Below are 24,789 nucleotides of genomic sequence, written 5' to 3'. Positions count from 1 at the left end.
CCTTCCGCGACATGATCGACAAGATGAACAATGGCGGCAAGATCGCCATCCTCGGCATCGCGCCGGCCGGCTTCGAGATCGACTGGAACAAGGTGATCTTCAAGATGCTGAACCTCAAGGGCATCTACGGCCGCGAGATGTTCGAGACCTGGTACAAGATGATCGCCTTCGTCCAGGGCGGGCTCGACCTTTCCCCGGTCATCACCCACCGCATCAAGATCGACGAGTTCCGCGACGGATTCGCGGCCATGCGCTCCGGCAATTCCGGCAAGGTCGTGATGGACTGGTAAGCCCTATGGGCCGTCGTGCATGTGTTGCGCGGCGGCTCAGTTGGCGAGGCCGAACTGGATCTCGATCTCGTGGTAGCGAGCGCCTTGGCCTGCCCAGCGATGATAGATCTCGCGGCTCTCGCCGGAGAAATTGTGCCTGCTCATCTCGATCTCCTCGACGAGCGGCGCGTAGCCCTGGGTGAAAAGGCTGCGCATCGGCCCCTGATGCCGGGTGGACGCGACCATGATCGGCTCGAGATTGATCAGGTCGAGCTCGCCGCGATAGTCGTCGCCGCCCGTGACCGGGCGGCAGATGCGCCAGTCGAACCGGGTCTTGGCGTTTTTCGGCAGGTTCTGCGCGATGAAGATCCAGGGCCCGGCGGGCGTCATTCCGGCGCGCTCGATCTCCGCCTCGATGACAGGCGCCAGTGCGGCGCTTTCGTTTTTGACGTCGGGAATGGTGAGGCGCCGGGCGATCGATAGCACTCGCATGGCGTCGGTTTCCTTGATGAGCATCTGGGCCTCCATAAATCGGCGGCGAAGGTCGTCTGCGATCGGGTCGGGCGCAAGCAAAAAGCCGGAATAAACTTGCGAACTTTCGGCAGAAACGGGCCGTTCGGGAAATTGTTTTGCGTGCGCGTCGCCACGCTGCCCCTCGCTTGCCTGGAGGTGCTGCCTGCCGAATTCGATCTGGAGGTGTCAAGATCGTCAAATACGGCGGCCGCTCGGCTGGGCAGCAAAGGAAAGATGAAGCTCTGGTTGCGGGTGCGGATATGGCACAACGGGACCTTGCCGATTAAATCGCGGGCACCCTTGTCTTTTGGCGGGCAGCGCCTACATCTTCAGCGGAAGCTGATAAACCCCAAAAAGCGATAGGAACGGCGATTTTTGCCGAATCAGCCGGTTTTTCAGCGGAAATGCTTGACGGGATCGAAAATTATGGGAATCACCATTTCCGAATAAGAAATGGCGAAGTGACACGGCGGTTAGGGAATCATGCCAGAGGCGTTTCAGTGGCAGGACTGTCGGAGCTTGCCCGCTTGCCACGATCGCACTCGTGGTTAAACAGGAATTAAACATCATCCCGTTACGTCAGGGGAAATGATTCGGTGGCGGGTACGCGGCGTGCCCGAACCTTCGAGCGGCATTGGCACCGGACTTAACGCCGGTTGCGACAAGGAAAGCGACGAACTAAATGGCAACCAAAGTCAAAGAAAACGAAGAAGCTGACGTAGAACGCGAAGGTGCTCCGGACGGTCCGCTTCTCGATCTTTCCGACGACGCTGTCAAGAAGATGATCAAGGCCGCCAAGAAGCGCGGCTACGTGACGATGGACGAGTTGAACTCCGTCCTTCCGTCCGAGGAAGTCACCTCCGAACAGATCGAAGACACGATGGCGATGCTGTCCGACATGGGCATCAACGTGATCGAGGACGAGGAAGCCGAAGAGGCGGCCGGCGGTGGTGACGACGAGGCCGGTGACGACGACGGCGACAGCGAAGGCGGCGAACTCGCGCCTTCCGGCGGCACGGCGCTCGCGACCAGCAAGAAGAAGGAACCGACCGATCGTACCGACGATCCGGTCCGCATGTACCTGCGCGAAATGGGCTCGGTCGAGCTCCTGTCCCGCGAAGGCGAAATCGCGATTGCCAAGCGCATCGAGGCTGGCCGCGAAACGATGATCGCCGGTCTCTGTGAGAGCCCGCTGACCTTCCAGGCGCTGATCATCTGGCGCGACGAACTGAACGAAGGCCAGACGCTGCTGCGCGAGATCATCGATCTCGAAACCACCTATTCCGGTCCCGAGGCCAAGGCCGCGCCGCAGTTCCAGAGCCCGGAAAAGATCGAGGCTGACCGCAAGGCTGCCGAGGAAAAGGAAAAGACCCGCAAGGTGCGCACGGCCGCCAACGACGACGACATCACCAATGTCGGCGGCGATGTCATGCCGGCCGAGGAGGAAGAGGAAGACGACGACGAGTCGAACCTCTCGCTCGCCGCCATGGAAGCGGAACTGCGCCCGCAGGTCATGGAAACCCTCGACATCATCGCCGAGACCTACAAGAAGCTGCGCAAGCTGCAGGACCAGCAGGTGGAAGCCCGCCTTGCTGCGACCGGTACGCTGTCGCCGGCCCAGGAACGCCGCTACAAGGAGCTCAAGGACGAGCTGATCAAGGCGGTCAAGTCGCTGTCGCTCAACCAGAACCGCGTCGACAGCCTGGTCGAGCAGCTCTACGACATCTCCAAGCGGCTGATGCAGAACGAAGGCCGCCTGTTGCGGCTTGCCGAGTCCTACGGCGTCAAGCGCGACTCGTTCCTCGAGCAGTATTCCGGCGCCGAACTCGACCCGAACTGGATGAAGTCGATCAGCAACCTTGCCGGCAAGGGCTGGAAGGAATTCGCCAAGAGCGAAAACCAGACGATCCGCGACATCCGCCAGGAGATCCAGAATCTCGCCACCGAAACCGGCATCTCGATCGCCGAGTTCCGCCGCATCGTCTCGATGGTGCAGAAGGGCGAGCGCGAAGCGCGCATCGCCAAGAAGGAAATGGTCGAAGCGAACCTCCGCCTCGTCATCTCCATCGCCAAGAAGTACACTAACCGCGGCCTGCAGTTCCTCGACCTGATCCAGGAAGGCAACATCGGCCTGATGAAGGCGGTCGACAAGTTCGAATACCGCCGCGGCTACAAGTTCTCGACCTATGCAACCTGGTGGATCCGTCAGGCGATCACCCGGTCGATTGCCGACCAGGCCCGCACGATCCGTATTCCGGTGCATATGATCGAGACGATCAACAAGATCGTCCGTACCTCGCGCCAGATGCTGCACGAGATCGGCCGCGAGCCGACGCCGGAAGAACTGGCCGAAAAGCTTGCCATGCCGCTCGAAAAGGTCCGCAAGGTCCTGAAGATCGCCAAGGAGCCGATCTCGCTCGAAACGCCTGTTGGTGACGAAGAGGATTCACACCTCGGCGATTTCATCGAGGACAAGAACGCACTGCTGCCGATCGACGCTGCCATCCAGGCGAACCTGCGCGAGACGACGACCCGCGTGCTCGCCTCGCTGACGCCGCGCGAAGAGCGCGTGCTGCGCATGCGCTTCGGCATCGGCATGAACACCGACCACACGCTCGAAGAGGTTGGCCAGCAGTTCTCGGTCACCCGCGAACGTATCCGCCAGATCGAAGCGAAGGCGCTCCGCAAGCTCAAGCATCCGAGCCGCTCCAGGAAGCTCAGAAGCTTCCTGGACAGCTAAGCAAGCTGCAAGCTGCGCTCGTTCCTTGACAGCTAAGGTCGGGCACAATTGAGAGACCGAAAAGCCGGGAAGATTGCCCGGCTTTTTCGTTTCTGCCTCACCCCGTTTCTACCTCACCCATGTGATTTATTGTGAGGCCCTGCGCCCAGGAGTATATTCGCGCTTTCGGAGCAATTGGGGCGCCTCGTCTAAGACGCGGGAGCAATCGCACCGCGGGCGTGAATCGTGCCCCGTGGAGGTGTAGGATGACCACTTATGTCATGCTCCTCAACTGGACCGAGCAGGGTATCAAGAATGTGCGCGAGTCTCCGAAGCGGCTCGACGCGGCAAAACAGGTGCTCGGTGAGATGGGCGGCTCCTTCAAGCATTTCTTCCTGACTATGGGTGACTACGACATGGTGGCCATCGTCGAGGCACCGGATGACGCGATCGCCGCGCGCTTTGCGCTGACGCTCGGCATGGCCGGCAATGTGCGCTCGACCACGCTGAAGGCATTTCCCGAGGCGGCCTATCGCGAACTGATTGCCTCGCTCGGATAGGCTGAAGGGCAGCGACAGCGGAACTGCTCAGGGCGACCCGTTTCCGGAGAGGATGCGGGCCGCACCGCGTAGCGCGTTGCGAAAAGCGTCGTCGAAGCTGACGCCGCTGACCTGCCACGCGTAACTTCTGCCGTTCGACGCCATCCGCCAGTTGGCGATCCAGCCGCGGGCTTGATCGGACCAGACCAGTGTGCCGGCAAGCGTCACATCCCCCTTGCCGAGCATCGCGGGCCTGGCGAATTTTTCCGGGTTCGCTTGCGATATCGCTGCAAAGTCCAGGGCTCCACCGGCGATGGCCGCTCTGTCCGGCAGGGCGACGGAAAGCGCCAGCGGTGCGGCGGCCGCGCGGAGCGAGTCGGCCATGTAGGGGCTTTCATCGCCGTCGCTCGCCAGGACGAAGCGGCGTCTCTGATCCTTAACCGCCAGCAACACGGTGATCACCGGGCGAGGTTCAAGCCATGGCTTTCGGCCGAGTTTTGCGAGAAGCGGGTCGAGCGTCGCAGGCTCGTAGCGGCAGGTGAGATCGTGCGGGCGGTCGTGAGTGCCCTGTTCGTCGTGGATCGGGACGCCTTCGAGCCGGTCGCGGTAGGAAAAGGACGAGACGAAGCTGCCGGCTTCCGCCTCGAGTGCGGCGAAGCCGGGCGCGTCGCGGATCGTCGCATCACCCGACAGCTTGACCAAAACTTCACTGAGGCACGCGCGAAAACCGATCTGCCGGTTGACCTCGCCCGTGCCGGTGACGATCGCATCGCTCTGATAAAGCCGATCGACGCCGTCGGCATTTGCCGCGCCGCCAAGGCTCACGGCGAACAGGAACGGCAGCAGCACCCGTGACATCGTCATGCCGTTCTCCCGATCGTTCGCCTTTGAATCAAAAGAGATCCTTAACGTTTACACTTTATCAATCTCTCGGAAACCCGAGGTTCTACGATGCGTTGCGTTTTTGTCGTCGTCCTCCTGTTGCTGGCCGGCTGCGGAACGGTGCCGAGAGACACCCGGAATGCCTGTGCGGTTTTCGAGCAGCGAGATGGCCTATTCAACAATTGGCGCCGTGCCGCCTATAGCGCCGAGCGCGAATATGGCGTGCCCGTGCCGATCCTGATGGCGACGATCTATACCGAGTCCGGCTTCCGCCATAATGCGCGGCCGCCGCGCACCAAGCTTTTCGGCTTCATTCCCTGGACGCGCGTTTCGACCGCCTATGGCTACTCCCAGGCGCTCGATGGCACCTGGGCGCGCTACCAGAGCGAGACCGGCCGCTGGGCGGCGCGACGCTCGGACTTCGGCGACGCCATCCGCTTCATCGCCTGGTATCACCGCGAAAGCGCACAGCAGAACGGCATCGCGCTCAACGACGCCTACCGGCTCTACATCGCCTACTATCACGGCCACGCCGGCTATGTGCGCGGCAATTGGAGCGAGACCGCCAAGACCGGCGCCAAGCGGGCGGCCGGCATGGCCTCCCTCTATAGCCGGCAATTGCGCGGCTGCGGCAGCTGACCGTCTCCACGGATCGAACACCGTTGCACCGCCGGGGGGAATGGCGCTACCCGGCCGCTGCCCGCTCGAGCTCGGCGACATCGATCTTGATCATGCCCATCATCGCCTGCTGGGCGCGGGCGGCGCGTGCCGGATCAGGATCGCTGAGGTGCCGCATCAGCGCGTCGGGAATGATCTGCCAGGCAAGGCCGAACTTGTCCTTGAGCCAGCCGCAACGCTGCGGCGTGCCGCCTTCGAGCAATCGGTTCCAATAATAGTCGACCTCCGCCTGGTCGGCGCAGCGCACGAAAAACGATACCGCCTCGCTGAACTTGAAATGCGGGCCGCCATTCAAGCCCATGAAATGCTGCCCCTCTAGTTCGAAGCTCGCGGTGAAGGCCTTGCCATCGGGGCCCTTGTTGATGTCGGTGACGCGGGCGTCGCGAAAGATGGAGGTGTAGAAGCCGATGGCTTCCTCCAGTTGGTCGTCGAACCAGAGAAAGGGCGTGATCTTCTGCATGGATATGTCTCCCGTGGTGATTGGTACCAACGAGGACGAACGGGGGATGCCCGTTCCGACAGGCGCTGCCTGAAAAAAATCCAATGGAGTGTCGGAACCTTTGCGCCCCGAGCGTCCTATGCTGGTCGAAGGAACCAAGGAGGATTTCTCAATGACCTATGTGGATGGTTTTGTCGTTGCCGTGCCGAAGGCGAATATCGACGCGTACAAGGCGATGGCCAAGACGGCGGGCGACGTCTGGATGGAATATGGCGCGCTCTCCTACAACGAATGCCTGGCAGACGACGTGCCCTATGGCGAGGTGACGTCCTTCCCCCGCTCGGTGCAGGCCAAGGACGACGAGACCGTGGTTTTCTCGTGGATCGCCTACAAGTCCCGCGCCGACCGCGACACGATCGTCGCCAAGGTGATGGCCGATCCGCGGCTGCAGGGCGATGCCTGGAAGGAAGTCTTCGACGGCAAGCGCATGATCTACGGCGGCTTCCAGACGTTTCTCGAGATGTAGCCGGCGCGCGGCGCCTTTTCTTGCGGTGCCTACCTTGGACCGAGAACGGTCCGGGGATAGAAACGTTGGGCAAATCAACGCGTTGCACCTGTCTGCTGCATGTTGTCTCATTGCCGATGAAAGGACAAAAACATGCAGCACTTCAAAGTGCTACAACGGCCTTTGCGTGTCTGGTAAGACACGCGCCGCTGTAGCGGCGGGTGCAGCTTTCCGCCGGAGATCGACATGCCGCAGACAAGCATCACCATTTCCACGCGCGGCCAGGGGCTCTACGAATTCACCGACGAGGCGACCGCCTTCGTGCGGGCCAACACGGACGGCGAGGGGCTCTTGACCGTTTTCGTCCGGCACACGTCCTGCTCGCTTCTCATCCAGGAAAACGCCGACCCGGATGTGAGGCGTGACCTCGACACTTTCTTCCGCCGCCTGGTGCCGCCGTCCTCCGATCCCTCGATGAGCTGGGTCGTGCACACGCAGGAGGGGCCGGATGACATGCCCGCGCATATCAAGGCGGCGCTGACGTCGGTTTCGCTCGGCATTCCCGTTGCCCGTGGCCGCATGGCGCTCGGCACCTGGCAGGGGATCTATCTCTTCGAGCATCGCGACCGGCCGCACCGCCGCGAGGTCGTGCTGCACCTTGGCGTCTGACCGCCGTCCGATCGATGCGACACGGCGCAATTGACCGCAGCCGGATCCGTTCTAGTTAGAGCGTCGAGAACAGAGGGCCCCAGCGCGGTGCCGGAGAGGAGCAGCAATGACGGATGCACAGACCATTGCCAATCGCTTCATCGAGGCGCTGAATGAGCGTGATTTCGAGGCGCTGGCGCGGCTCGTCCATGAGGACGTCGAGGTCGATTCGATGACTGGCCAGCGCACCGTCGGCGCCGGGCCCTTGCGCGCCTGGCTGATGAATTATCTGCGCCGTTTCGACGAGCAGTTCGGCGATGTCGTGCTGATGCGCGATGCCTTCGGCCAGCGTGTGGCGGCAGACCTGACGGCGCGTGGCACCTACCGCGAGACGATGGAGGGTTTCCCGGCCGCGTCGGGCCAGAGCTATTCCATTCCGAGCGTGCTCGTCTTCGAGATCGAGGATGGCGTCATTACCCGCCTCAGCCACTATCGCAACATCCGCGTCTTCGAGCGCCTGCTCGCCGGCTGACCTTCCGGCGGATAAGAGCGGGGGGACAGGGGCCGGGGGATGACAGTGCCGTGCGAACCGCCTATTGTATGCCGCCGGTTGCAGGCCGGGTTCTTGTTTCGCGTTGATCGGGAGATGATGCATGAAAGCCATGCTTCGCAATTCGGTTCTGGGCATTGCGCTCGCCGTGACGAGTTTCGTGACCTTGCCGGCAGAGGCTGCTGCCCCGATGCCGGTGCCGATGGTCGACCGTTCGGATGTCGATCTCGTCCGCCATCGTGGCTACTGTTCGTCACGCGAGGCGTTGCGCAGGGCCTGGCGTCTCGGCTTTTACCGCGCCCGCGTCGAGCGCGTCACGCATTCGCGCGTCGTCGTCGTCGGCTGGCGCCGCGGTTTCCTGAGCCGGGTCGTTTTCGCCAACGCCTATGGTTGCCCGCGGATCGGCTGATCGCGCGCTTGGGGCCAGCAAATCCCCGATGGTTTTCGGGCGCGGCCGGCGACGGCTGCACCCGATCTGTCAAACAGGGCAGGCGTCGGCAAGACGAATGTCCGGGAGATCCAACACGGCGTGCCGGTGCCTCCGACCTTAGAAATTCAGCCTTATCAAAGTGTTATAGCGATTCCGTTTTGCTCGGCGCAACGCGCCGCGGCGCCGAATCTCGCCGCTGGAGCATCGGGAATCACGCGCCGGCTATCTGAACCTTCCATGAACACCAGGTTCCGCTGTCGTTCAGCTTGGGCAGCCTATCCTCTGCTCAATCGCTTGGGACGGTGATTGCCCATTGAACCCTTCAAGCCTGGAGAGATGCCATGAAGAACCGCTTTTTCAACGCTGCTGCCGCCGCCGTCATTGGACTGACCGGCCTGCTTGGCGCAGCCTCCACCGCTTCGGCGGACTCGATCGAATTCGGCTTCGGCCCGAGTGACGGCATCGACGTGCAGTACCGCGACTATAACGGCGGTTATGGCGACGAGCGTGATTGGAACCGTGGCCGCGACCGCTACTGGGATCGTGGACGCCGCGGCCGCTGCGCGCCGTGGATCGCCGTCGACAAGGCTCGCGACCGGGGTCTCCGCCGCGCCTATGTCGCCGACGTCACGCCGCGCCGCGTCATCGTCGAGGGCCGCCGCCACGGCTACCGCCAGACGATCGTCTTCGCCAATGCCCGCGGCTGCCCGACGATCGGCCGCTGGTAAGCTCTGATCCGGAAATCTTCCCGCCTTGTCTCCCCCGGCCGGCGGAAGAGTGACCCCTCATGCTTCGGCATGGGGGCTCTTTTGTTTTGTGGGAATGGGGTCGTGCTCGCCGCCAACAGCCGCCAGAATATGGATCTTCGCCTGAAGTCTTCGGTCCGGGGCGATAGCTGACAGGTGTTCGGGGAGATAGCGGACACATCACAGGCTGGATTGGCCTTGAGGAGATCGGTCCATGCCCGGGCGAAAGATGTCGGCGATGAGGAGCGTCGGGCCGCCGCAGCCGCCGGCTTCGCACCTTCCGCCAGAGTTGGCGGACCTCTGCTTGAGCCTGCAGTCCAAAACGCCTCCGGCGCCGTTCTCCGGAGCCAGGGGCGAGAAGGATGAAAGCCCGCGCGCGGGTCACGGCGGGCTTGCGAGGGCTTACTGCTTGATTTCGAAGGTCACGTTGACCATCACGTTGTAGCTGTTCTCGCCCGTTGCAACCGGCACGGCGTCGGCGGCATATTCCTTGGCCATGCCGGCGCGCATCATCGGGACCGGTTCGGGACGGAAGCCCTGTTCGCTGATGTTGACGATCTTGCCGAGCGAGACGCCGGCGGCTTCGGCGAGAACCTTCGCCTTGACGATGGCATCGGCAACGGCGGCCTTGCGCGCCTCGGTGATGATGGGTTCCGGCTTGTCGTTGGTGAACTGGATGCCGCCGCCCTGGTTGACGCCGAGGGTAACCGACTTGTCGACGACTTCGCCGAGCTTGGCGAGATCACGCACGCGCACGCTGACGCCGTTTATCACCTGGTAGCCGATCAGTTCCGGCGGGCGATTGCCGCCGTCATTGTTGGGCGGGTAGTTGTATTGCGGGTTCACCGAAAAGCCGCTCGTCTGCAGGTCGCGATCGGCAATGCCGTCGGCCCTCAACGCCTTCAACACCTCGGCCATGGTCTTGTTGTTGGCGTCCAGCGCTTCGCGGGCGGTCTTGGCGTCCTTGACGACGCTGAGTTGCAGGACCGCCATGTCGGGCGCGGCCGTCGCGCGGCCTTCGCCGGCAACGACGATGGTCGCCTTGTCCTTGTCCGACTCCTCAGCCTGAGCGGCGGCCACGCCGGCAAAAGCGGCGGCGAAGGCGGCGATCGAAAGCGTGCGGGCAGTGCGTGTGGAAATCATGGTCTATGTCTCTCCGGTTGTTCCGTCCCTGCGCCTTCATGCTTAGCGATTGTGTGAGCATTGCGGCAATGGCTTGTCGGCAAAAAGGTTTTCCGCTAGAGCCTTTGCCATCCGCGAACTGCCATTGGTTCGCGCACCTGGATCGCTGCAGCGCCACACGTTTTATCAGAGACGGGAACGGCCGCTGCAGCACTTAGAGTTGCTGCATGTCTCATCCTCGGATCATTGCGATTTGAGGAAGCCTGCAGATCCAGAGTGGGCCTGTAGCTCAATGGTTAGAGCCGGCGGCTCATAACCGCTTGGTTGGGGGTTCGAGTCCCTCCGGGCCCACCACTTTTGTCCGTCACCACGACCGCCTCTATTTCCCAATCTGGGTGTTGGAAACTCAAGGATGCGAATTGAGTGCGTCGCGTGAGCGGTGGGCATCAGGTTTGCCCAAGCGAATAGTGCCTTCCGATTGCAAGGCGTGTCGGCCTGATCCGGTCTTTGCCTGACCGCTTGGCGCTGACCAAAAAAATGCCCGCAGAACGCGGGCAGTTTTGGAGTGGGCGCATACGCTCAAACATGTTGCGCCTGGCACCAAGGTGGCTGCCAGAGGTCAACGAACTGTAAATGCGCGGTGGCTAAAAATGAGGAATGGGGCGGTACTTGCGTTCCGATACCGTGCCGCTCGACCGGTCGGCGCGGTGGATGGGGCGGCTTTGCCGCCGATTTCCCGCTTTCGCGCGAAATTATTCCGTACGAACCATTCGGCGGTGCCGCCCCCGCATACCACCGGGCGTGGTAGCCGGCGGGGTGGGCGGGCTGCCTGATGGCGGGTGGGGCCGCTTTCGCGCTGTCTATCAGGCAAGCGTTTGGTTTTCCTGTTTTGTCTTGCCGATCCCCGTGCCGACGCGCGAGCGCGGTGCGCGGCCAAGCTCCAGCCGCATTGGCACTTGGGTCAGCGGGCTTAGCTGCAACCTCCGGAAGAGGTTGCTAAGAAAATATTAATTTAAGCAATTTATAATGGAAGAGGGGTTGAACATTGCCGCCATATACCCCAAAGGAGGCGCCGGGCGGTCGTGGCCGCTAATTCGAAAGGATGCTTATGCGAGATAAGACCGCATGTGCAGGCGCGCGCCGCACCACCATTTCGGGTTTCAAGTATCTCGTACCGACCGCTTCCATTCTTGGCCTTCTGCTCGCCACTGCCGGCTGCTCGTCGACGGTGATCGGTGAAACGCCGCTGTTCGCGTCCAGCCATTCCGGCGCCTATGCCAGCCCTTCGGTGAAGATCCGCAAGGAGCAGAAGCAGTTGCGGGTCGCCAATGCCGATGAGGATGTGGTCGCGCCGCGGCCCGTGAGGAACAGCACGGCCGCCTATCTGGGCCGCGCTCCCTATATCTGCTCGGCGAGCGGCTTCGGCCGTACGTCGCACTGCTTCCTGAGAGCTTCGCTCTAACGGGACTGTTTCCGTTCGAGTTTGCGTAATTCCAGTGCGGTGAGGTCGCCGGGGATCGTTTGGGGATCGGCCGGTTCCCTCCTTGGCGGTGACTTTCCGACTGCCGCATGCGTGACGTGTCCGGTTTCATTTGCGGCGTCTACAGCGCCGCGCGTCTTATCAGACGCGCAAAGGTCGCTGTAGCATTTTGAATAGCTGCATGTGTCCTTAAATCGGCTACGACTTAAGGAAACATGCAGTAGGGGCGATCCGCCGGAGAATGTTCGTTGTCTGCCAGAGTTTTGAGATCAGCCCTTGCCGCGGGATCCCTGGCGCTTCTCGCCGTCACCGGAACACCGGCGGCGCGTGCGGATGATCCGGCGGGCGGCATCGACCGAAGGCTGACGACGGCGGCGATCGAGCCGCAGGCAAAGGCCGTGACGGAGCGTGCGGTCGCCATCGGCGTCTACGATCCCCATGACGCCGTTGCCGACAGCGATGCGCTGGAGCTCGAACATGTCTTCGTCTACTGGCAGAAACCGGACCGGGCGCTCCTGAAGCGCAAGACCGCGATCGCCGCGCGGCAGGGGCGGGCGCTGATGCTCTCGGTCGAGCCCTATACCCATGCCGCCGACTGGCGTGCCGGCGGCGAGAGGCTCTTTGCCGATATCGGCAAGGGCCGCTTCGATCGCGAGATTGGCGACGTCTGCGCCCGCGCCGCGGCCTTCGAAGGCCCGGTCTATGTGCGCTGGGGCCACGAGATGGAGGACCCCGATGGCCGCTATCCCTGGGCGCGCGGCGACAAGGACGGCTACAAGACGGCATTCCGCTATTTCGTGACGAGATGCCGGGAGCTCGCGCCCAAGGCGCGGTTCGTCTGGTCGCCGAAGGGCCATCGTAATCTCGCCGGCTATTATCCGGGCGACGATGTCGTCGATGTCGTCGGCATCCCCGTCTGGGGCTTGCAGAAGATGGACGTCGACTATTGGGGGCGCGAGCGCCGCTTCAGCGAGGCGCTGAACGAAAAATACCAGCGTGTCGCCGGCTTCGGCAAACCGGTCATGATCGCCGAACTCGGCGTCTCGGGCTCGGCCGATTACAGGCGCGCCTGGTACAAGGAAATCCTCGATCAGCGGACCTATCGGCAGGCTTTTCCGCTGCTGACCGCCGTCGTGTTCTTCAACGACAAAGAGCCCTACAAGTGGCCGCTCGGCTATGGCTCGCCGGACTGGCGGCTCGACAAGGAAGCGCTGAAGGTGCTTGCCGGCCGTCAGACGAAGGAAGCGGCGGAACTTACCGACTGATCGTCTGTTTCATTCGTCAAAGCGTGATGACTTGGGGTCTTCGGCGCCCTTTGGGCGATGCGCCGATCGTCCTTCGGCGCATCGTGAGAGACTGGTCCACGGGACCTTGGGGATTTCCGCGTCAGGTCAAGAGCAGGCCCGATTCGCGGGCAGCGGCCGCAAAGCAGCGGCTGGCCCGTTCGGTACTCGTCAATCCGTCCAGCGCGTCCAGGCAGCGCCTGAGAGCCGCGCGATACTCCCGCCCGCGACGCCCCGGCCATTGCCGCAGCAACTCGACGGCTTCGAAGACCGTCCTGACGACAGTTTGCCGTTTTGCGGATAACCGGAGGGGGATGGGAGTGGCGAAGAATTTCTCGCTCATTTGCTTTCCTCGTTCTCAGTCTTTTTCGAGCGCGAGGCCAACGCTGTCGTGCGGGAATGGTTCCGCGGGTTCACCGAGTTTTTTCGGCACTTGACCCTTTTGTGTTTCCCGGAGCGCGGGAGCGGATTCTAAAGTTCGAGTGCCGCCTTGAGGTCGGTCGATTTGTGGGTGCGAAGGTCGAGGTCGGCTTCGATGTGGTCGATATGATGGACCATCAGTCTGGCGGCCGCGTCGATGTCGCCGCGTTCCAGCGCGTTGACGATCTCGTCGTGTTCGCTGTGGCCGCAGCTCGAAACGGTCGACTGGCCGTAGAGCGCGATGACCAGCGATGAGCGGGCGATGAGCTCGTCCATGAAGCGGCGGAGAATGGCGTTGCCGCTGAGGTCGGCGAGCGCCAGGTGAAAGTCGCCCGAGGCCTTGATCTCGGCGCGCCTGGCCGATTGGCCGCGTTGTTCGGTCAGCCGCTGTTCGGCAGCAAGCATGCGCCGGAGCTCTGCGAGCTCGGTCTTGCCGATATTCGCCGCTGCGGCGCGCACGATACCGGGCTCGATCAGCCGGCGGGTTGCGAAGATCTGGCGTGCCTCGTCGATCGAGGGATGGGCGACGAAGGCGCCACGGTTCTTCTCGACATTGACGAGGCCCTCATAGGAAAGCGCTTGAAGGGCTGCGCGCACCAGCGTGCGGCTGACATTGAAGAGTTCGCCGACATCGCTTTCCGAAAGCTTGGTGCCAGGGGCAAGCCGCCGTTCGACGATCGCATCGCGCAAGGTATCGCGGATATGCTGGCTGCCGGTGTCGGTGGCCATCTCGGCCGGTGGGGGCGTAGTGGTCAAGGACATGAATCGATCCGCGAAGCAATGGCTCATCTTATCGTCGGGCGGGGCGAAGGGAAACGACAATCTGTCGCGCATGGGTTGCGCGCCGAAGGCTACTTGTCGAGTTCGGGATAGACGCGGTCGAGGAAGCCGGGCCGGAGTTTCTCGCCGATCAGGCAATCGGGCGCCGGGAAGGCATCGACATATCGCACGGTTGGCGGTGGCGGCAGCCCGCTCACTTCGAGCACGAGCTTCTGGCGGATGGCGATGGAAAAATCTTCCGGCTCGTGTACCGGCAGCACGAAGGACCCGGGGCCGCCGATGACGCATTCGGCATAATACTGGTCGAGCGGGCCGGTCGAGACCGAGGGGCGGATGAGGATCGCAAGCCCGTTGATGGTGATGCCGCGGGCGACCGCCGTCTCGCGGGCCGGAATGACCGGCGGGCCGATATTGTTCGGGCCATCGCCGGAGACGTCGATCACCCGGCGTATGCCGTTGTAGGCGTTCGAATCGATCAGCGCCGTACCGTAGGTGATTGCGTTCGAGATCGACGTGCCGCGCCGGGTGCCGACCGGACGCGCCTCGATCCGCTTGGCAAAGGCATCGGCGTCGGCGGCGGTGGAGATCACTTGCCAGGCGACGACGGAGGATTCGTTAACCGTACCGGCCCATTCGAAATAGCCGATGGCGATCTTGCCCAGTTGCCCGCTTGCGACGGCATCGAGGAAGTCGCGGTGCCGGAGCGCCTCGACGTAACCGGCGCGCTGGATGCGCGCCTCATCCAGATCCATCGAGCCGGACATGTCGACGGCCAGGATCAATTCGACATCGACATCCGTCGACGCGGCGGTCGATGGACTCGGGCCGCCACTCAATGAGAGAAACAACGCCAACACGCTCAACATCGCTTCAACCAGTCATTGCGCGCGGTCAGATTAGAAGAATGTAACACAGGATTGGCATTCGGCGACCATTTGGGTGTAGTTGCCCTTCAACAAAGAGTGATTTTGCCGGGGGCTTGCCCGGAAATGCCTGCGCGCCGGGGACGGGGCTGGAAAGGCGGAATGCTGACACCGACGGAAAATGCCGAGCCATTTCAGATCGATAACCTGCAGCGGGCGGCGTTCGGGTATTTTCTCGATCATGCCGATCCGGCCACCGGGCTGATCGCGGACACGTCGCTTCCCGGCGCGCCCTCGAGCATCGCGGCGACGGGTTTTGGCCTTTCCTGCTATCCCATCGGCGTCGAGCGCGGCTGGATTTCGCGCCGCGAGGCAAGCAGGCGGGTATTGACCGTGCTGCGTTTCCTTGGCGAGAGCCCGCAGTCCCGCGACCAGCGGGCGAGCGGCTATCGCGGCTTCTACTATCACTTCCTCGATATGCGGACCGGCGAGCGGACCTGGCGCAGCGAGCTCTCGACCGTCGACACGGCGCTGCTGATCGCCGGATGCCTGACGGCTTCCGCCTATTTCTCCGGCGAGGACGCGGTTGAAGGCGAGATCCGAAGCCTTGCCGAAAGGCTCTATGCGCGCGTCGACTGGCGCTGGGCGTTGGCCCGGAGTGACACACTGACGATGGGCTGGCGCCCGCCTGGCCGGTTTCTGAAACATCGCTGGCGGGGATATAGCGAGGCGCTGCTGCTCTATGTGCTGGCGCTTGGGGCAACGGATCAAGCCATCGGACCCGAGCACTACGATGCCTTCACCGAGGGCTATGACTGGATCCCGGTTGACGGGGAGCCGCATCTCCATGCGGCGCCGCTTTTCATCCACCTGTTCCCGCAGGCATGGCTCGATCTTCGCGCGGTCGGCGATCGGCCGATGCGGGAGAGGGGGACGGACTATTTCGCGAACACCCGGCGCGCCATTGCGTTGCAGCGCGACCATGCGCGCCGGAATTCAGGCCGCTTCGCCGGCTATGGCGAACAGCTCTGGGGGCTCAGTGCCTGTCACGCGCCGCGCGGTCGGCTGCGCCTTGCGGACGGACGCTGGCAGCGGCTTTTCGGCTACGTCAACCGGGGCGCGCCGTTCGGGCTGGACGACGGCACGCTCGTGCCCTGGGCGGCGTCCGCCTGCCTGCCTTTCGATCCGGACGCATCACGCGCGGCACTCGGTCATATTAAGGCAAGCTATCCCGGACTTCTGAAAGAGGGGCGCCTTCCGGGCGGCTTCAATCCGAGCCTTGCCGGCGATGGGCCGGAAGGCTGGATCGATGAGCGCGTCGTCGGTCTTGACCAGGGGCTCGTCGTGATGATGATCGAGAACTGGCGAAACGGCTTCGTCTGGGAGCTGACACGCAGCCTGCCGGCGATCCGGCGCGGCCTCGAACGCGCGGAGTTTGAGGGTGGCTGGCTGGCGACGGAGACGGCATGAATTTGGATGAGCGCCGGCAGACAGCGGAAACTGCAGGGAAATATCCGCCGCAGGTGCCGGCGGTGGTCGAGCGGTTGCGCGCGCAGTTTCCTGACGCCGGCGTTTCGCTCGATGTGGGCGAAAGCGCCTTCAGTGCGCCGGAAGCCTTCTGGGCCATGGGCGGGGCAGGGGTCGAGCAGGGCCTTGCCTATCAGGACTTTTTCGCAATCGGCTTGACGGACCGAATCCGGGCGGCGCATCTGATCGCCTTTTATAGCCGGCAACTGAGTGTGGTTCTCGGCGCGTTCTATCTCGGCGCGGGGCTTCACGCAGAAATCGCCGGCATTCGCTTCGAGGACTGGGTTCGGCTGCATGAGGGGCGGGGGATTGCCGGCAGGCGCTATCATTTCCATCTTGATCGGCTGACCGCGGTGCCGCAGGAGAGCGAACGCGGCAGTGCTTTCGAGCGCGGCTTCACCGCCCATCTGGCGCCGGTCGTCGCCGTCTTGAAACGGCGGACGGGGCTTTCCTCCGGAGCGCAGTGGCGGCTGGCGGCGGATTCGCTTGCCGGCGCCTTCCTGGAGATCGGACGGGCGATCGGCGAAGAGGCGCGCGGCATGGCCGAGGCGCTGGCAATCGTCAAAAGGCCGGGGTCGCCGCTGTTCTCGGAAGAACTCTGCTACGAGGAGATCTCGGCTATCGATCCGGCAAGCAGCGAGCGGCTGTCGCGCCAGTACCGGATACGCAGCGGCTGCTGCCTCTATTTCCGAACGGAAGGCGGCAGCTTTTGCGACACCTGCGTGCTGCTCGAACCGGACGATCGTCGCCGACGGCTGGGAGCCCATCTCATGCAAAACGGCGGGGGCTGAACCCCCGCCGCTTGCTTGTTCAGGCTCTCATGAGCACGGGATCGGCCGGATCAGTTCGCCCTGGCGAAACGTTCGTTGACGAAGCCGGAAACGACGCCGAGCACGATCCAGAAGGCAAGCGTGGTGGCGAGGGCGGCAACGGCAAATTCGGCACCGAGCACGGCCGGGACATTGCTGGAGATGTCGAGCGGCTGCGGTGCGCCGTAGACATGCGGCGCGGCGATCAGCGCGAGGCCGACGACCTTTGCGACGATCTCCTCGCGCAGGACGACGAGATAAAGGCCGACGGCAGAGAGGGCGACGGTTGCCAGCCACCAGGCCTGGCGATCGCCGAGCTCGGCGGCCGGGAAGCCCGGCAATTCCGGCGGCAGGCCGATTGCCGGCAACATGTGCACCGCCAGCCAGCCGCAGGCGCCCCAGAGCGCACCGTTCCTCAGCGTGATCGGATAGCCGATCACCAGGCTGACGCCGGCCAGCAGAAGGCCGAAGCCGGAGCCGGTGACGAGGTTCGCCATCAGCGTGCCCGAGAAGCGGCTCAGGCCGAACATGATGCCGCCTTCCTCGTGTTCGCCTTCATGCGCATAGGCCGGCGTGATCGGCGACAGCGCATCGAGCACGGCGCCGAGCGGCGAGACCGCCTTCAGCGACGAATGCTGGTCGTGCCCCTCTGCGGCCGGCTGCGCCGCCCCCGGCTGGCCGGTGGGCTGCTCGGTAGTGGCCGGAGCCTCGCCTTCGAATTGTTCTGCATGCAGGATCAGCGGCGTGACCCTCAATTCCTGGGCGCCGGTCATGAAGACACCGGCAATCAGCCCAGCCACGATCGCGGCCAGAAGCGTTCTGACAATCATCTTGAATTCCCTCGATAACGACAAAAGCCACGCGCTCTGGCGTGGTTTGCAGGCCTTTCCGTTCTTTCTGCCATGCGGACGGCCCTTGTGCGCCGGACGAACCGGCATGCACAAACACCCACATCCGGCACAGGCCGGATGCGTTCAGGTCCGCAGACACGTCGGTGCGGAACGTAAGCTACGTTCCGAGACATCTGTTTAGTGGCAGGGGAAGCCGTAGGAATGGCGGGTGTCGTGCGCGGTGTCGTGCAGCACGGCCGAGTTGGCAAGGCCGGCGCCGAAGACGAGGAATGCGCCGATGAGAAGCGCGATGACGCCAGCGGTCAGACGATCGCTGAGGGAGAGCGGGGTGCTCGAAATGGTAGACGTAGCCATGACAACCTCCGTGATGGCATCGGGAAATTCCCGGTGTGGGCCCTATGCCCGTATCGAGTGGCAGGTTTCCTGGCTCACGGCGCTGGGCGAAATGCCCGGGATCTGCCTCGCCTTCCCAGTCCGACCACCCTCTCGCGGTCTCTTCCAGTGGCTTCTCCCGGATCGCTCCGGAACGGCAAGATCGACGTCGCTCTACAGTCGCGGGGTCGGCCGTGATTTGAATGCCCAGCTTGGGTCCATCCGTCACGTTCCCGTTTACTCCCGACACACGTTCGCGTCTCGGGAACCAATCGATCGCTGATGATTATGAGCGTGTCATGGCGTTGTCAATTGAGCCTGCGCCGCCGGCCGCTTCATCAGCGACAAAATCGCGAAGGATCATCTGTTTGTAGGCCTCGACGATGCGGCCGCCCTCGGCGCGGTCGACCGAGATGGCGAGCCGCATCGTGCATTCGCCGAGATACATGATCAGGAACGCGGCCTCGTCGATCGCCGCGCGTGGGCGTTGCGGCTGGAGCCGGGCAAGGACATCGCCGAGCAGACGGCCGGTCATGCGGCTTTCTTCCAGTTCGATCTGCCTCAGCGTCTTGTCGGCCTGCATCGCCGACCAGATGTCGCGCATCACCGGTTCGGCGAGGAACATGTCGTAATAGGTATCGAAGAGCGCGCCGAAGGCGTCGCGCAGTTCTGCCATCGACGTCACCTTGGCGAATTCGCCCTCGATGCATTCGCGGGAATAGGCGTTGTAGCGCTCGGCGAGCGTGCGCACGATCGCCGACTTGTCCGGGAAATACTGGTACAGCGATCCGATCGAAATCCCTGCCTTTTCCGCCACTTCGCTCATGCGCATGGCATCGCTGCCCTTCTCGGCGATGAGCGTGGAGGCGCAGGTGAGGATGTGCTCGACGCGCTCCCGGCTGCGCTTCTGGCTGGGCGTGCGGCGGAGCGCGGTGTCGTCCTCGCCTGCAATCGGCAGGGTGCCTGTCGGCTCAATCATGAGTGATCCTCGCATTTTGTCTTGACTCCCAAAATACGAGGATTTATCACATTTGCAAATGTGAGAGTTACTCATGTTTTGAATCGGGAGGAAAGATCATGTCTGGCAAGGTTACGTTGGTGCTGGGTGGTACGGGCAAGACGGGGCGTCGCATCGCGGAGCGGCTGCGCGCCAAGGGCGTCGCGGTGCGCGTCGGGGCGCGCTCGGCCGAGACGTCCTTCGACTGGAACGACGAGACGACCTGGGCGCCGGTGCTCGAGAATGTCGAGCGTGTCTATGTCAGCTATCAGCCGGATCTCGCCGTGCCTGGTGCAGTCGAGGCGATCCGCCGCTTTTCCGCGCTTGCGGTCGGTGCCGGCATCAAGCGGCTCGTGCTGCTTTCGGGGCGCGGCGAGGATGCGGCGCAGGCGGCCGAACGCGAATTGCAGGCCTCGGGCGCCGACTGGACGATCATTCGCGCCAGCTGGTTCTTCGAGAATTTCAGCGAAGCCTTCCTGATGGACGCGGTTCGCAGCGGCATGGTCTACCTGCCGCCGGACGCGGTCACCGAACCGTTCGTCAGCGCCGACGACATTGCCGATGTCGCCGTCCTTGCGCTCCTCGACGACGCGCATGTCGGCAAGATCTATGAACTGACCGGGCCGCGGCTTCTGACCTTCGCCGAGGCCGTCGCGGAGATCGCCGCGGCATCGGGGCGTCCCATCGGTTACCAGTCCGTGCCGCTTGCCGATTTCGTGGCGCAGATGCGAGCCGAGGGGCTGCCGGATGACTACGTCGAACTCATCCGCTATCTCTTCTCGTCCGTGCTCGATGGGCGCAATTCCAGCCTGACGTCCGATATCGAGCACCTGCTTATGCGGCGGCCGCGTGACTTTGCAACTTACGTCCGGGAGACCGCAGCAACCGGTGTCTGGAGTGTCGCCGCATGATCTCGCTGATCCCCGCTTTGGCCTTCATCGCCGCCATCGGTTCCGGCCTGATGGCCGGCCTGTTCTTCATCTTCTCGGTCTGCATCATGCAGGCCCTGTCGCGGCTGCCGCCGGAGCAGGGGATCGCCGCGATGAACGCAATCAATGACGTCATCCAGAACCCGTTCTTCCTCAGCGCCTTCATGGGCACGGCGCTGATCGGACTGGCGCTGGTGATCATGGCCCTCCTCTCGGACGGTGAAGGCGGATGGCTGCTCGCGGCAGGCGGCATCGCCTATGTCGTCGGCGTGCTGCTGGTCACGATCATCTTCAACGTGCCGATGAACGATGCGCTTGCCGCTGCGGTAACCGGCCAGGCCGCGACCGATCTCTGGCAGCAGCGCTATCTCATCGACTGGGTCTGGTGGAACCACGTGCGCACCGTCGCCTCGATCGGCGCGCTGGCGCTCTTCATTCTCGGCTTCGCCCGCACGTGACGAATAGCGCGGCAAGGCCTTCGCACCTTGCCGCCGTTTTGCCGTGTTGCCGAGGCGCTCAGCGTATCGGGCCGTCTTCATGGATGCGTCGTCCCTTCCAGGCGGCAAGCGCATCCGAGAGATCGTCGGTCGGGACCATCTGGGCGAACTGTTCGCTCTCGACCAGCAGCCCCTCCGCGATCGACATGTTGAGGCCGCGGGTAACGGCGGTGATGATCGAGCGAACGGCAAGTGGCGAATAGCCCAAGATGCGCCTGGCCAGGTCACGGGCCGCAGGGATCAGCGCGTCATGGGCGACGACCCGGTTGATGAGCCCCATCGCCAGTGCGTGCTCGGGCGAGAAATCCTCGCCCGTCAACAAGAGTTCGAGCGCGCGCTTGCGGCCGGCAAGGCGCGGCAGGCGCTGGGTGCCGCCGAAGGTCGGCGGCATGCCGAGCTTGATCTCGGGCTTGGCGAAGCGCGCCCTGTCGCTGGCGATGGCCAGATGCACGGCCTCGGTGATCTCGCAGCCGCCGCCATAGGCGATGCCGTTGACGGCGGCGATGACCGGCTTTGGAAAGGCTTCGAGCCGGGCCGTCAGCCCCTGGCCGCGGCGGACGAAATCGCGCACGGCGGGGTTCACGCCCTTGGCCACGCTTTCGGAAAACTCATGAATATCGCCGCCGGCGGAAAAGGCGCGGTCGCCAGCGCCGATGATGATCACGGCGCCGACATTATCGTTTACCTCGATCGTGTCGAGAAGGGTGAGAAGCCAGTCGATCAGCTCGTAGTTCAGCGCGTTGAGCTTCTGCGGGCGGTTGAGCGTGAGGAGGGCAATGCCCTCGGAAATCTGCATCAGCACGGTATTGGACATCGTTGCTCTCCGGCAAAGGTTGACGCGGGGAGGCTAGGTGAGGGATGATGTCATGTATATTCACTAGTCGGTATACATCGTGATGGCGAAAGCAGAGAAGTCGACCCGGGATGTGATCGTCGCCGCCGCGGCAAAGCTCTTTTATGGCGAGGGCATCCGTGCCGTCGGCGTCGATGCGGTGGCCGAAGCGGCGGGGGTAACGAAACGCACGCTCTACTACCATTTCGAAAGCAAGGACGAGCTGATCGCGGCCTATCTCGAAGGCCGAGACCAGCCGAACCTGAAACTCTTCCAGAAATGGTTCGCCGAGGCCGACGGCGAACTGGCGGCGAAGGTTGACGCGATCTTCGTCAACCTGGCGCGGGCGGCGCGCCATCCGAAGTGGAAAGGTTGCGGCTTCCTGCGTACCTCCGCCGAACTTGCCAACATGCCGGGGCATCCGGCGATCCGTATCGGTGCGGCTCACAAGAAGAAGTTCGAGGCGTGGATGGCCGAGACCCTCGCCGATGCCGGGGCGTCCGAACCCGCCCTGCTGGCGAAACAGATCCTGCTGCTTCTCGACGGCAGCTTTGCCGTGGTGCTGCTGCATCGTGATGCCGGCTACATGGAGGCAGCCGGCAAGGCGGCTGCCTCACTGGTGCGAGTGGCGCTTGCCCGCGCCAACTCAAGGGCGTTGTCGGCGCTGTAGGGGCGAGAGGCGATTTCCGCTTCAAGCGGGCGCAATTGGCGGGCAATATAGGCTGCATCATCAACGGCAGAACAATCTGTGGATGTTGGCGCGCCGCCAGAAAGGGAAAACCATGACCGTCAAGCGGATCGTCTCGAACCTCTACGCCCCGGACCCGCAGGTGGCGCGCGCCTTCTATGGCGACCTGCTGGAACTGGACGTGGTGATGGATCATGGCTGGATCCTGACCTTTGCCGCCAAGGGCAAGGCCGCGATGCCGCAGGTGAGCATCGCCAGCGAGGGCGGCAACGATACGCCGGTGCCCGTGCTTTCGATCGAAGTCGACGATGTCGACCAGACCTACGCGCGCGCCAAGGCGGCAGGCGCGGAGATCGTCTACGACATCACCAACGAGCCCTGGGGCGTGCGCCGTTTCTTCATGCGCGACCCCTTCGGTAACATCGTCAACACTCTCTCGCATCAAGCAATTCCAGGAAAAGTGTGAAACGGTTTTCCGCCCGGAATTGCGCCGTCTCAAATGATCGCGAGGGAGCCGCCGGCTGAACCGGCGGCGCGCGATCGCTATCAGGCGAGCGACAGGGCGTTGGCGAGATCGGCGACGAGATCATCCGGGTGCTCGATGCCGATAGACAGGCGGATGGTCGATTCCAGCACGCCGATGCGGTGGCGCACGTCGATCGGTACACCGGAATGGGTCATGGCCGCCGGGTGGCTGGCAAGCGATTCCGTGCCGCCGAGGCTGACCGCAAGCTTGAAGATCTGCAGCGCATTGAGGAAGCGGAAGGCTGCCTCCTGGCCGCCAGTGATGTCGAAGGAGAAGGTCGAGCCGGCGCCGGTGCATTGCGCCTTGAAGGTACGGCCGACGGGCGACGCCTCGTCGTGGAAGGGCAGGTAGTGGATGCGCTCGACCTTCGGGTGCTCGCGTAGGAATTCGGCGACGATGCGGGCATTGTCGTCGGCCTTCTGCATGCGTACCGACAGCGTCTCCAGCGAGCGGCCGAGCATCCAGCAGGAATGCGGGTCGAGCTGGGTGCCGATCGCGCCGCGCAGCGCCTTCACCTGTTTTATGATCGCCTTCGGGCCGAGGACGGCACCGGCGATCAGATCGGAATGGCCGCCGACATATTTGGTGAGCGAATAAAGCGAGATGTCGGCGCCATGCTCGATCGGCCGCTGGAAGACCGGGCCGAGCAGTGTGTTGTCGCAGGCGACGATAGGGGTATGCCCCTGCTTCTTGCCGATCGCATCGGCGACGCGGCGGATCATGGCGACGTCGACGAGGCTGTTCGTCGGGTTTGCCGGCGTTTCCACGAGAATCACCGAGACGCGGCCCTTTGCGATTGCCTCTTCAGCGGCTGCCATCACCGCAGCTTCGTTGACGCCATCGGCAAAGCCGACGGCTGAAACACCGAGATTGAGGAAGGTCTTGGCAAGCAGCGTCTCAGTGCCGCCATAGAGCGGCTGGCTGTGCAGCACCGCGTCGCCCGGCTTGACGAAGGCGAGCAGGGTGGTGGCGATCGCCGACATGCCGGAAGAAAACAGCGCGCCGCTTTCGGTGCGCTCGTAGACGGCGAGCCGGTCTTCGACGATCTCGCTGTTCGGATGGTTGAAGCGCGAATAGACGAGGCCGGCGCCGACACCGGCGGGTGGCTCGCGGCGGCCGGAGACGAAATCGAAGAAGTCGCGGCCCTCTTCGGCCGAGCGGAAGACGAAGGTCGAGGTCAGGAATACCGGCGGCTTGACGGCGCCCTCCGACAGTTCCGGATCGTAGCCATAGTTCAGCATCAGCGTTTCGGGATGCAGCTTGTGGTTTCCGATGTGGGTCTTGGAGGGATGCGGTGCGGTCATGACTTGTCTCCTGAAGGGAAGCGGACTCGACTGACTGGCAAATTATATCAGATGCTTGGACCGATCCTTGCTATTTCCGATCGGATCGCCTTGAGTTGAGCAAAGATTTGGCTGGAAAGAAAAGATATGGCGCAGAAAATTGCCGACGAGACGGATCGCAGGATTTTGAAGGAGCTTGTTGCCGATGCCCGCCTCACCAACAACGAGCTTGCGGAGCGCGTGGGACTCTCGGCTTCGCCCTGCCTGCGCCGGTTGCGGCGGCTGGAAGAAACCGGCGTCATCAGGGGCTATACGGCACTGATCGATCCGTCGATCGACGGCTGGACGATGACCGCGATTGCCACCGTCAGGCTCAGCCGCCAGCATGAGGATGAGATCGTCATGTTCGAGGAGGCGGTGCGCGGCTGGGACGAGGTGCTCGAATGCCATCTGGTCACCGGCTCGCGCGATTATGTGCTGAAGGTGATGAGCGCCGGGCTCGAGCACTACGAGCGCTTCATCAAGGAAAAGATCGCGCGGCTCAAGTGTGTCGCCTCGATCGAGACGAGTTTCGTCATGAACACGATCAAGGAGCGGCGGATCTAGCGTCCA

At 63.2% G+C, this 24,789-nt stretch carries 29 protein-coding genes, 1 tRNA gene, 1 pseudogene and 1 riboswitch; of the genes and pseudogenes, 19 read left to right on the top strand and 12 right to left on the bottom strand.

Going from position 1 to position 24,789, the window contains the following annotated elements; translation table 11 throughout:
* Positions 1–290: pseudogene (tdh, locus tag AC0C6X_RS27530) on the top strand (L-threonine 3-dehydrogenase); the annotation flags it as partial.
* Positions 291–326: 36 nt separating this feature from the next.
* Here the strand turns inward: tdh and AC0C6X_RS27525 are convergent.
* Entirely contained in the window at positions 327–785 is a 459-nt protein-coding gene (locus tag AC0C6X_RS27525) for a GyrI-like domain-containing protein (RefSeq protein ID WP_173517354.1), read from the bottom strand.
* 679 nt (positions 786–1,464) lie between these two features.
* Here AC0C6X_RS27525 and rpoD point away from each other — a divergent pair.
* Both rpoD and AC0C6X_RS27515 read left to right on the top strand, forming a co-directional pair.
* Positions 1,465–3,522 carry an RNA polymerase sigma factor RpoD gene (rpoD, locus tag AC0C6X_RS27520; RefSeq protein WP_173517352.1) on the top strand — a complete coding sequence of 686 codons (2,058 nt, stop codon included), beginning with the start codon at positions 1,465–1,467 and terminating at the stop codon, positions 3,520–3,522.
* 245 nt (positions 3,523–3,767) lie between these two features.
* Positions 3,768–4,061 (top strand): GYD domain-containing protein, encoded by a 294-nt coding sequence (locus AC0C6X_RS27515; RefSeq protein WP_173517351.1) that lies wholly within the window; start codon positions 3,768–3,770, stop codon positions 4,059–4,061.
* Positions 4,062–4,088: 27 nt separating this feature from the next.
* Here the strand turns inward: AC0C6X_RS27515 and AC0C6X_RS27510 are convergent, their stop codons facing one another.
* Entirely contained in the window at positions 4,089–4,904 is an 816-nt protein-coding gene (locus tag AC0C6X_RS27510; RefSeq protein WP_247958504.1) for a DUF2066 domain-containing protein, read from the bottom strand.
* An 87-nt stretch (positions 4,905–4,991) separates the two neighbouring features.
* Between AC0C6X_RS27510 and AC0C6X_RS27505 the strand changes: the two genes are divergently transcribed.
* On the top strand, positions 4,992–5,561 hold the full coding sequence (locus AC0C6X_RS27505; protein ID WP_247958503.1) for a transglycosylase SLT domain-containing protein: 570 nt from the start codon (positions 4,992–4,994) through the stop codon (positions 5,559–5,561).
* Between the two features lie 46 nt (positions 5,562–5,607).
* On the opposite strand, the gene AC0C6X_RS27500 is transcribed toward AC0C6X_RS27505, so the two are convergent.
* The gene (locus tag AC0C6X_RS27500) at positions 5,608–6,060 is read right to left on the bottom strand and encodes a VOC family protein (protein ID WP_173517349.1); all 453 of its coding nucleotides are present in this window, start codon (positions 6,058–6,060) and stop codon (positions 5,608–5,610) included.
* A 151-nt stretch (positions 6,061–6,211) separates the two neighbouring features.
* Between AC0C6X_RS27500 and AC0C6X_RS27495 the strand changes: the two genes are divergently transcribed.
* The 5 genes from AC0C6X_RS27495 (at position 6,212) to AC0C6X_RS27475 (ending at position 8,900) form a co-directional block, all read left to right on the top strand.
* Positions 6,212–6,565: a DUF1428 domain-containing protein gene (locus tag AC0C6X_RS27495; protein WP_173517348.1), complete on the top strand. Its 354-nt coding sequence runs from the start codon at positions 6,212–6,214 to the stop codon at positions 6,563–6,565.
* A gap of 225 nt (positions 6,566–6,790) precedes the next feature.
* Positions 6,791–7,213, top strand: a complete 423-nt coding sequence (locus AC0C6X_RS27490; protein WP_173517347.1) for a secondary thiamine-phosphate synthase enzyme YjbQ — start codon at positions 6,791–6,793, stop codon at positions 7,211–7,213.
* Between the two features lie 106 nt (positions 7,214–7,319).
* A complete protein-coding gene (locus AC0C6X_RS27485; RefSeq protein ID WP_173517346.1) occupies positions 7,320–7,724 on the top strand; it encodes a ketosteroid isomerase-related protein in 405 nt (134 codons plus the stop codon).
* Positions 7,725–7,845: 121 nt separating this feature from the next.
* Positions 7,846–8,151, top strand: coding sequence for a hypothetical protein (locus tag AC0C6X_RS27480; protein ID WP_173517345.1), 306 nt, complete (start codon positions 7,846–7,848; stop codon positions 8,149–8,151).
* Between the two features lie 362 nt (positions 8,152–8,513).
* Positions 8,514–8,900: a hypothetical protein gene (locus tag AC0C6X_RS27475; RefSeq protein WP_472956222.1), complete on the top strand. Its 387-nt coding sequence runs from the start codon at positions 8,514–8,516 to the stop codon at positions 8,898–8,900.
* A 420-nt stretch (positions 8,901–9,320) separates the two neighbouring features.
* Here the strand turns inward: AC0C6X_RS27475 and AC0C6X_RS27470 are convergent, their stop codons facing one another.
* Positions 9,321–10,061, bottom strand: a complete 741-nt coding sequence (locus AC0C6X_RS27470; RefSeq protein ID WP_173517343.1) for an SIMPL domain-containing protein — start codon at positions 10,059–10,061, stop codon at positions 9,321–9,323.
* Positions 10,062–10,318: 257 nt separating this feature from the next.
* On the opposite strand from AC0C6X_RS27470, the gene AC0C6X_RS27465 reads away from it, so the two are divergent.
* The 3 genes from AC0C6X_RS27465 to AC0C6X_RS27455 all read left to right on the top strand — a co-directional run bounded on the left by AC0C6X_RS27465 (position 10,319) and on the right by AC0C6X_RS27455 (position 12,785).
* Positions 10,319–10,394, top strand: a tRNA-Ile gene (locus AC0C6X_RS27465).
* Positions 10,395–11,148: 754 nt separating this feature from the next.
* Positions 11,149–11,502 carry a hypothetical protein gene (locus AC0C6X_RS27460; protein WP_173514883.1) on the top strand — a complete coding sequence of 118 codons (354 nt, stop codon included), beginning with the start codon at positions 11,149–11,151 and terminating at the stop codon, positions 11,500–11,502.
* A gap of 266 nt (positions 11,503–11,768) precedes the next feature.
* Positions 11,769–12,785: a glycoside hydrolase family 26 protein gene (locus tag AC0C6X_RS27455; protein ID WP_472956221.1), complete on the top strand. Its 1,017-nt coding sequence runs from the start codon at positions 11,769–11,771 to the stop codon at positions 12,783–12,785.
* Between the two features lie 121 nt (positions 12,786–12,906).
* Here AC0C6X_RS27455 and AC0C6X_RS27450 read toward each other — a convergent pair whose 3' ends face one another.
* The 3 genes from AC0C6X_RS27450 to AC0C6X_RS27440 form a co-directional block, all read right to left on the bottom strand.
* Complete coding sequence (locus AC0C6X_RS27450) at positions 12,907–13,146, bottom strand: DUF982 domain-containing protein (RefSeq protein ID WP_173517321.1); 240 nt, start codon at positions 13,144–13,146, stop codon at positions 12,907–12,909.
* Positions 13,147–13,274: 128 nt separating this feature from the next.
* Positions 13,275–13,985, bottom strand: a complete 711-nt coding sequence (locus AC0C6X_RS27445; protein WP_472956219.1) for a GntR family transcriptional regulator — start codon at positions 13,983–13,985, stop codon at positions 13,275–13,277.
* An 89-nt stretch (positions 13,986–14,074) separates the two neighbouring features.
* Entirely contained in the window at positions 14,075–14,869 is a 795-nt protein-coding gene (locus tag AC0C6X_RS27440; RefSeq protein ID WP_173517319.1) for a DUF1194 domain-containing protein, read from the bottom strand.
* A gap of 159 nt (positions 14,870–15,028) precedes the next feature.
* On the opposite strand from AC0C6X_RS27440, the gene AC0C6X_RS27435 reads away from it, so the two are divergent.
* Together AC0C6X_RS27435 and AC0C6X_RS27430 are read left to right on the top strand one after the other, a co-directional pair.
* Entirely contained in the window at positions 15,029–16,336 is a 1,308-nt protein-coding gene (locus AC0C6X_RS27435; protein WP_173517318.1) for a glucoamylase family protein, read from the top strand.
* A complete protein-coding gene (locus AC0C6X_RS27430; protein WP_472956215.1) occupies positions 16,333–17,184 on the top strand; it encodes a (2Fe-2S)-binding protein in 852 nt (283 codons plus the stop codon). The genes AC0C6X_RS27435 and AC0C6X_RS27430 overlap by 4 nt, the downstream gene beginning before the upstream one ends.
* Positions 17,185–17,234: 50 nt before the next feature.
* Here AC0C6X_RS27430 and AC0C6X_RS27425 read toward each other — a convergent pair whose 3' ends face one another.
* The 3 genes from AC0C6X_RS27425 to AC0C6X_RS27415 form a co-directional block, all read right to left on the bottom strand.
* Positions 17,235–18,032 (bottom strand): CbtA family protein, encoded by a 798-nt coding sequence (locus AC0C6X_RS27425; RefSeq protein WP_472956214.1) that lies wholly within the window; start codon positions 18,030–18,032, stop codon positions 17,235–17,237.
* Positions 18,033–18,230: 198 nt separating this feature from the next.
* Positions 18,231–18,407 carry a CbtB domain-containing protein gene (locus AC0C6X_RS27420; protein WP_173517316.1) on the bottom strand — a complete coding sequence of 59 codons (177 nt, stop codon included), beginning with the start codon at positions 18,405–18,407 and terminating at the stop codon, positions 18,231–18,233.
* 42 nt (positions 18,408–18,449) lie between these two features.
* Positions 18,450–18,713: riboswitch (cobalamin riboswitch) on the bottom strand.
* On the bottom strand, positions 18,712–19,404 hold the full coding sequence (locus AC0C6X_RS27415) for a TetR/AcrR family transcriptional regulator (protein ID WP_472956212.1): 693 nt from the start codon (positions 19,402–19,404) through the stop codon (positions 18,712–18,714). It overlaps the preceding riboswitch by 2 nt.
* Before the next feature lie 98 nt (positions 19,405–19,502).
* On the opposite strand from AC0C6X_RS27415, the gene AC0C6X_RS27410 reads away from it, so the two are divergent.
* Both AC0C6X_RS27410 and AC0C6X_RS27405 read left to right on the top strand, forming a co-directional pair.
* Positions 19,503–20,333 carry an NAD(P)H-binding protein gene (locus AC0C6X_RS27410; protein ID WP_472956210.1) on the top strand — a complete coding sequence of 277 codons (831 nt, stop codon included), beginning with the start codon at positions 19,503–19,505 and terminating at the stop codon, positions 20,331–20,333.
* A complete protein-coding gene (locus AC0C6X_RS27405) occupies positions 20,330–20,809 on the top strand; it encodes an anthrone oxygenase family protein (RefSeq protein WP_472956208.1) in 480 nt (159 codons plus the stop codon). The genes AC0C6X_RS27410 and AC0C6X_RS27405 overlap by 4 nt, the downstream gene beginning before the upstream one ends.
* Before the next feature lie 58 nt (positions 20,810–20,867).
* Here the strand turns inward: AC0C6X_RS27405 and AC0C6X_RS27400 are convergent, their stop codons facing one another.
* Positions 20,868–21,662, bottom strand: coding sequence for a crotonase/enoyl-CoA hydratase family protein (locus tag AC0C6X_RS27400; RefSeq protein ID WP_472956206.1), 795 nt, complete (start codon positions 21,660–21,662; stop codon positions 20,868–20,870).
* A gap of 82 nt (positions 21,663–21,744) precedes the next feature.
* On the opposite strand from AC0C6X_RS27400, the gene AC0C6X_RS27395 reads away from it, so the two are divergent.
* Positions 21,745–22,350 carry a TetR/AcrR family transcriptional regulator gene (locus tag AC0C6X_RS27395; protein ID WP_173517311.1) on the top strand — a complete coding sequence of 202 codons (606 nt, stop codon included), beginning with the start codon at positions 21,745–21,747 and terminating at the stop codon, positions 22,348–22,350.
* Between the two features lie 112 nt (positions 22,351–22,462).
* A complete protein-coding gene (locus AC0C6X_RS27390) occupies positions 22,463–22,834 on the top strand; it encodes a VOC family protein (protein WP_247958455.1) in 372 nt (123 codons plus the stop codon).
* Positions 22,835–22,914: 80 nt separating this feature from the next.
* Here AC0C6X_RS27390 and AC0C6X_RS27385 read toward each other — a convergent pair whose 3' ends face one another.
* Positions 22,915–24,198, bottom strand: a complete 1,284-nt coding sequence (locus AC0C6X_RS27385) for a cystathionine gamma-synthase family protein (RefSeq protein WP_472956204.1) — start codon at positions 24,196–24,198, stop codon at positions 22,915–22,917.
* Positions 24,199–24,324: 126 nt separating this feature from the next.
* On the opposite strand from AC0C6X_RS27385, the gene AC0C6X_RS27380 reads away from it, so the two are divergent.
* On the top strand, positions 24,325–24,783 hold the full coding sequence (locus tag AC0C6X_RS27380; protein ID WP_057253242.1) for an Lrp/AsnC family transcriptional regulator: 459 nt from the start codon (positions 24,325–24,327) through the stop codon (positions 24,781–24,783).
* The last annotated feature ends 6 nt before the right edge of the window (positions 24,784–24,789 follow it).

The sequence above is a fragment of the Ensifer sp. VA4 genome, assembly GCF_055710065.1.
This window is presented reverse-complemented; position numbering and strand designations above follow the sequence as displayed.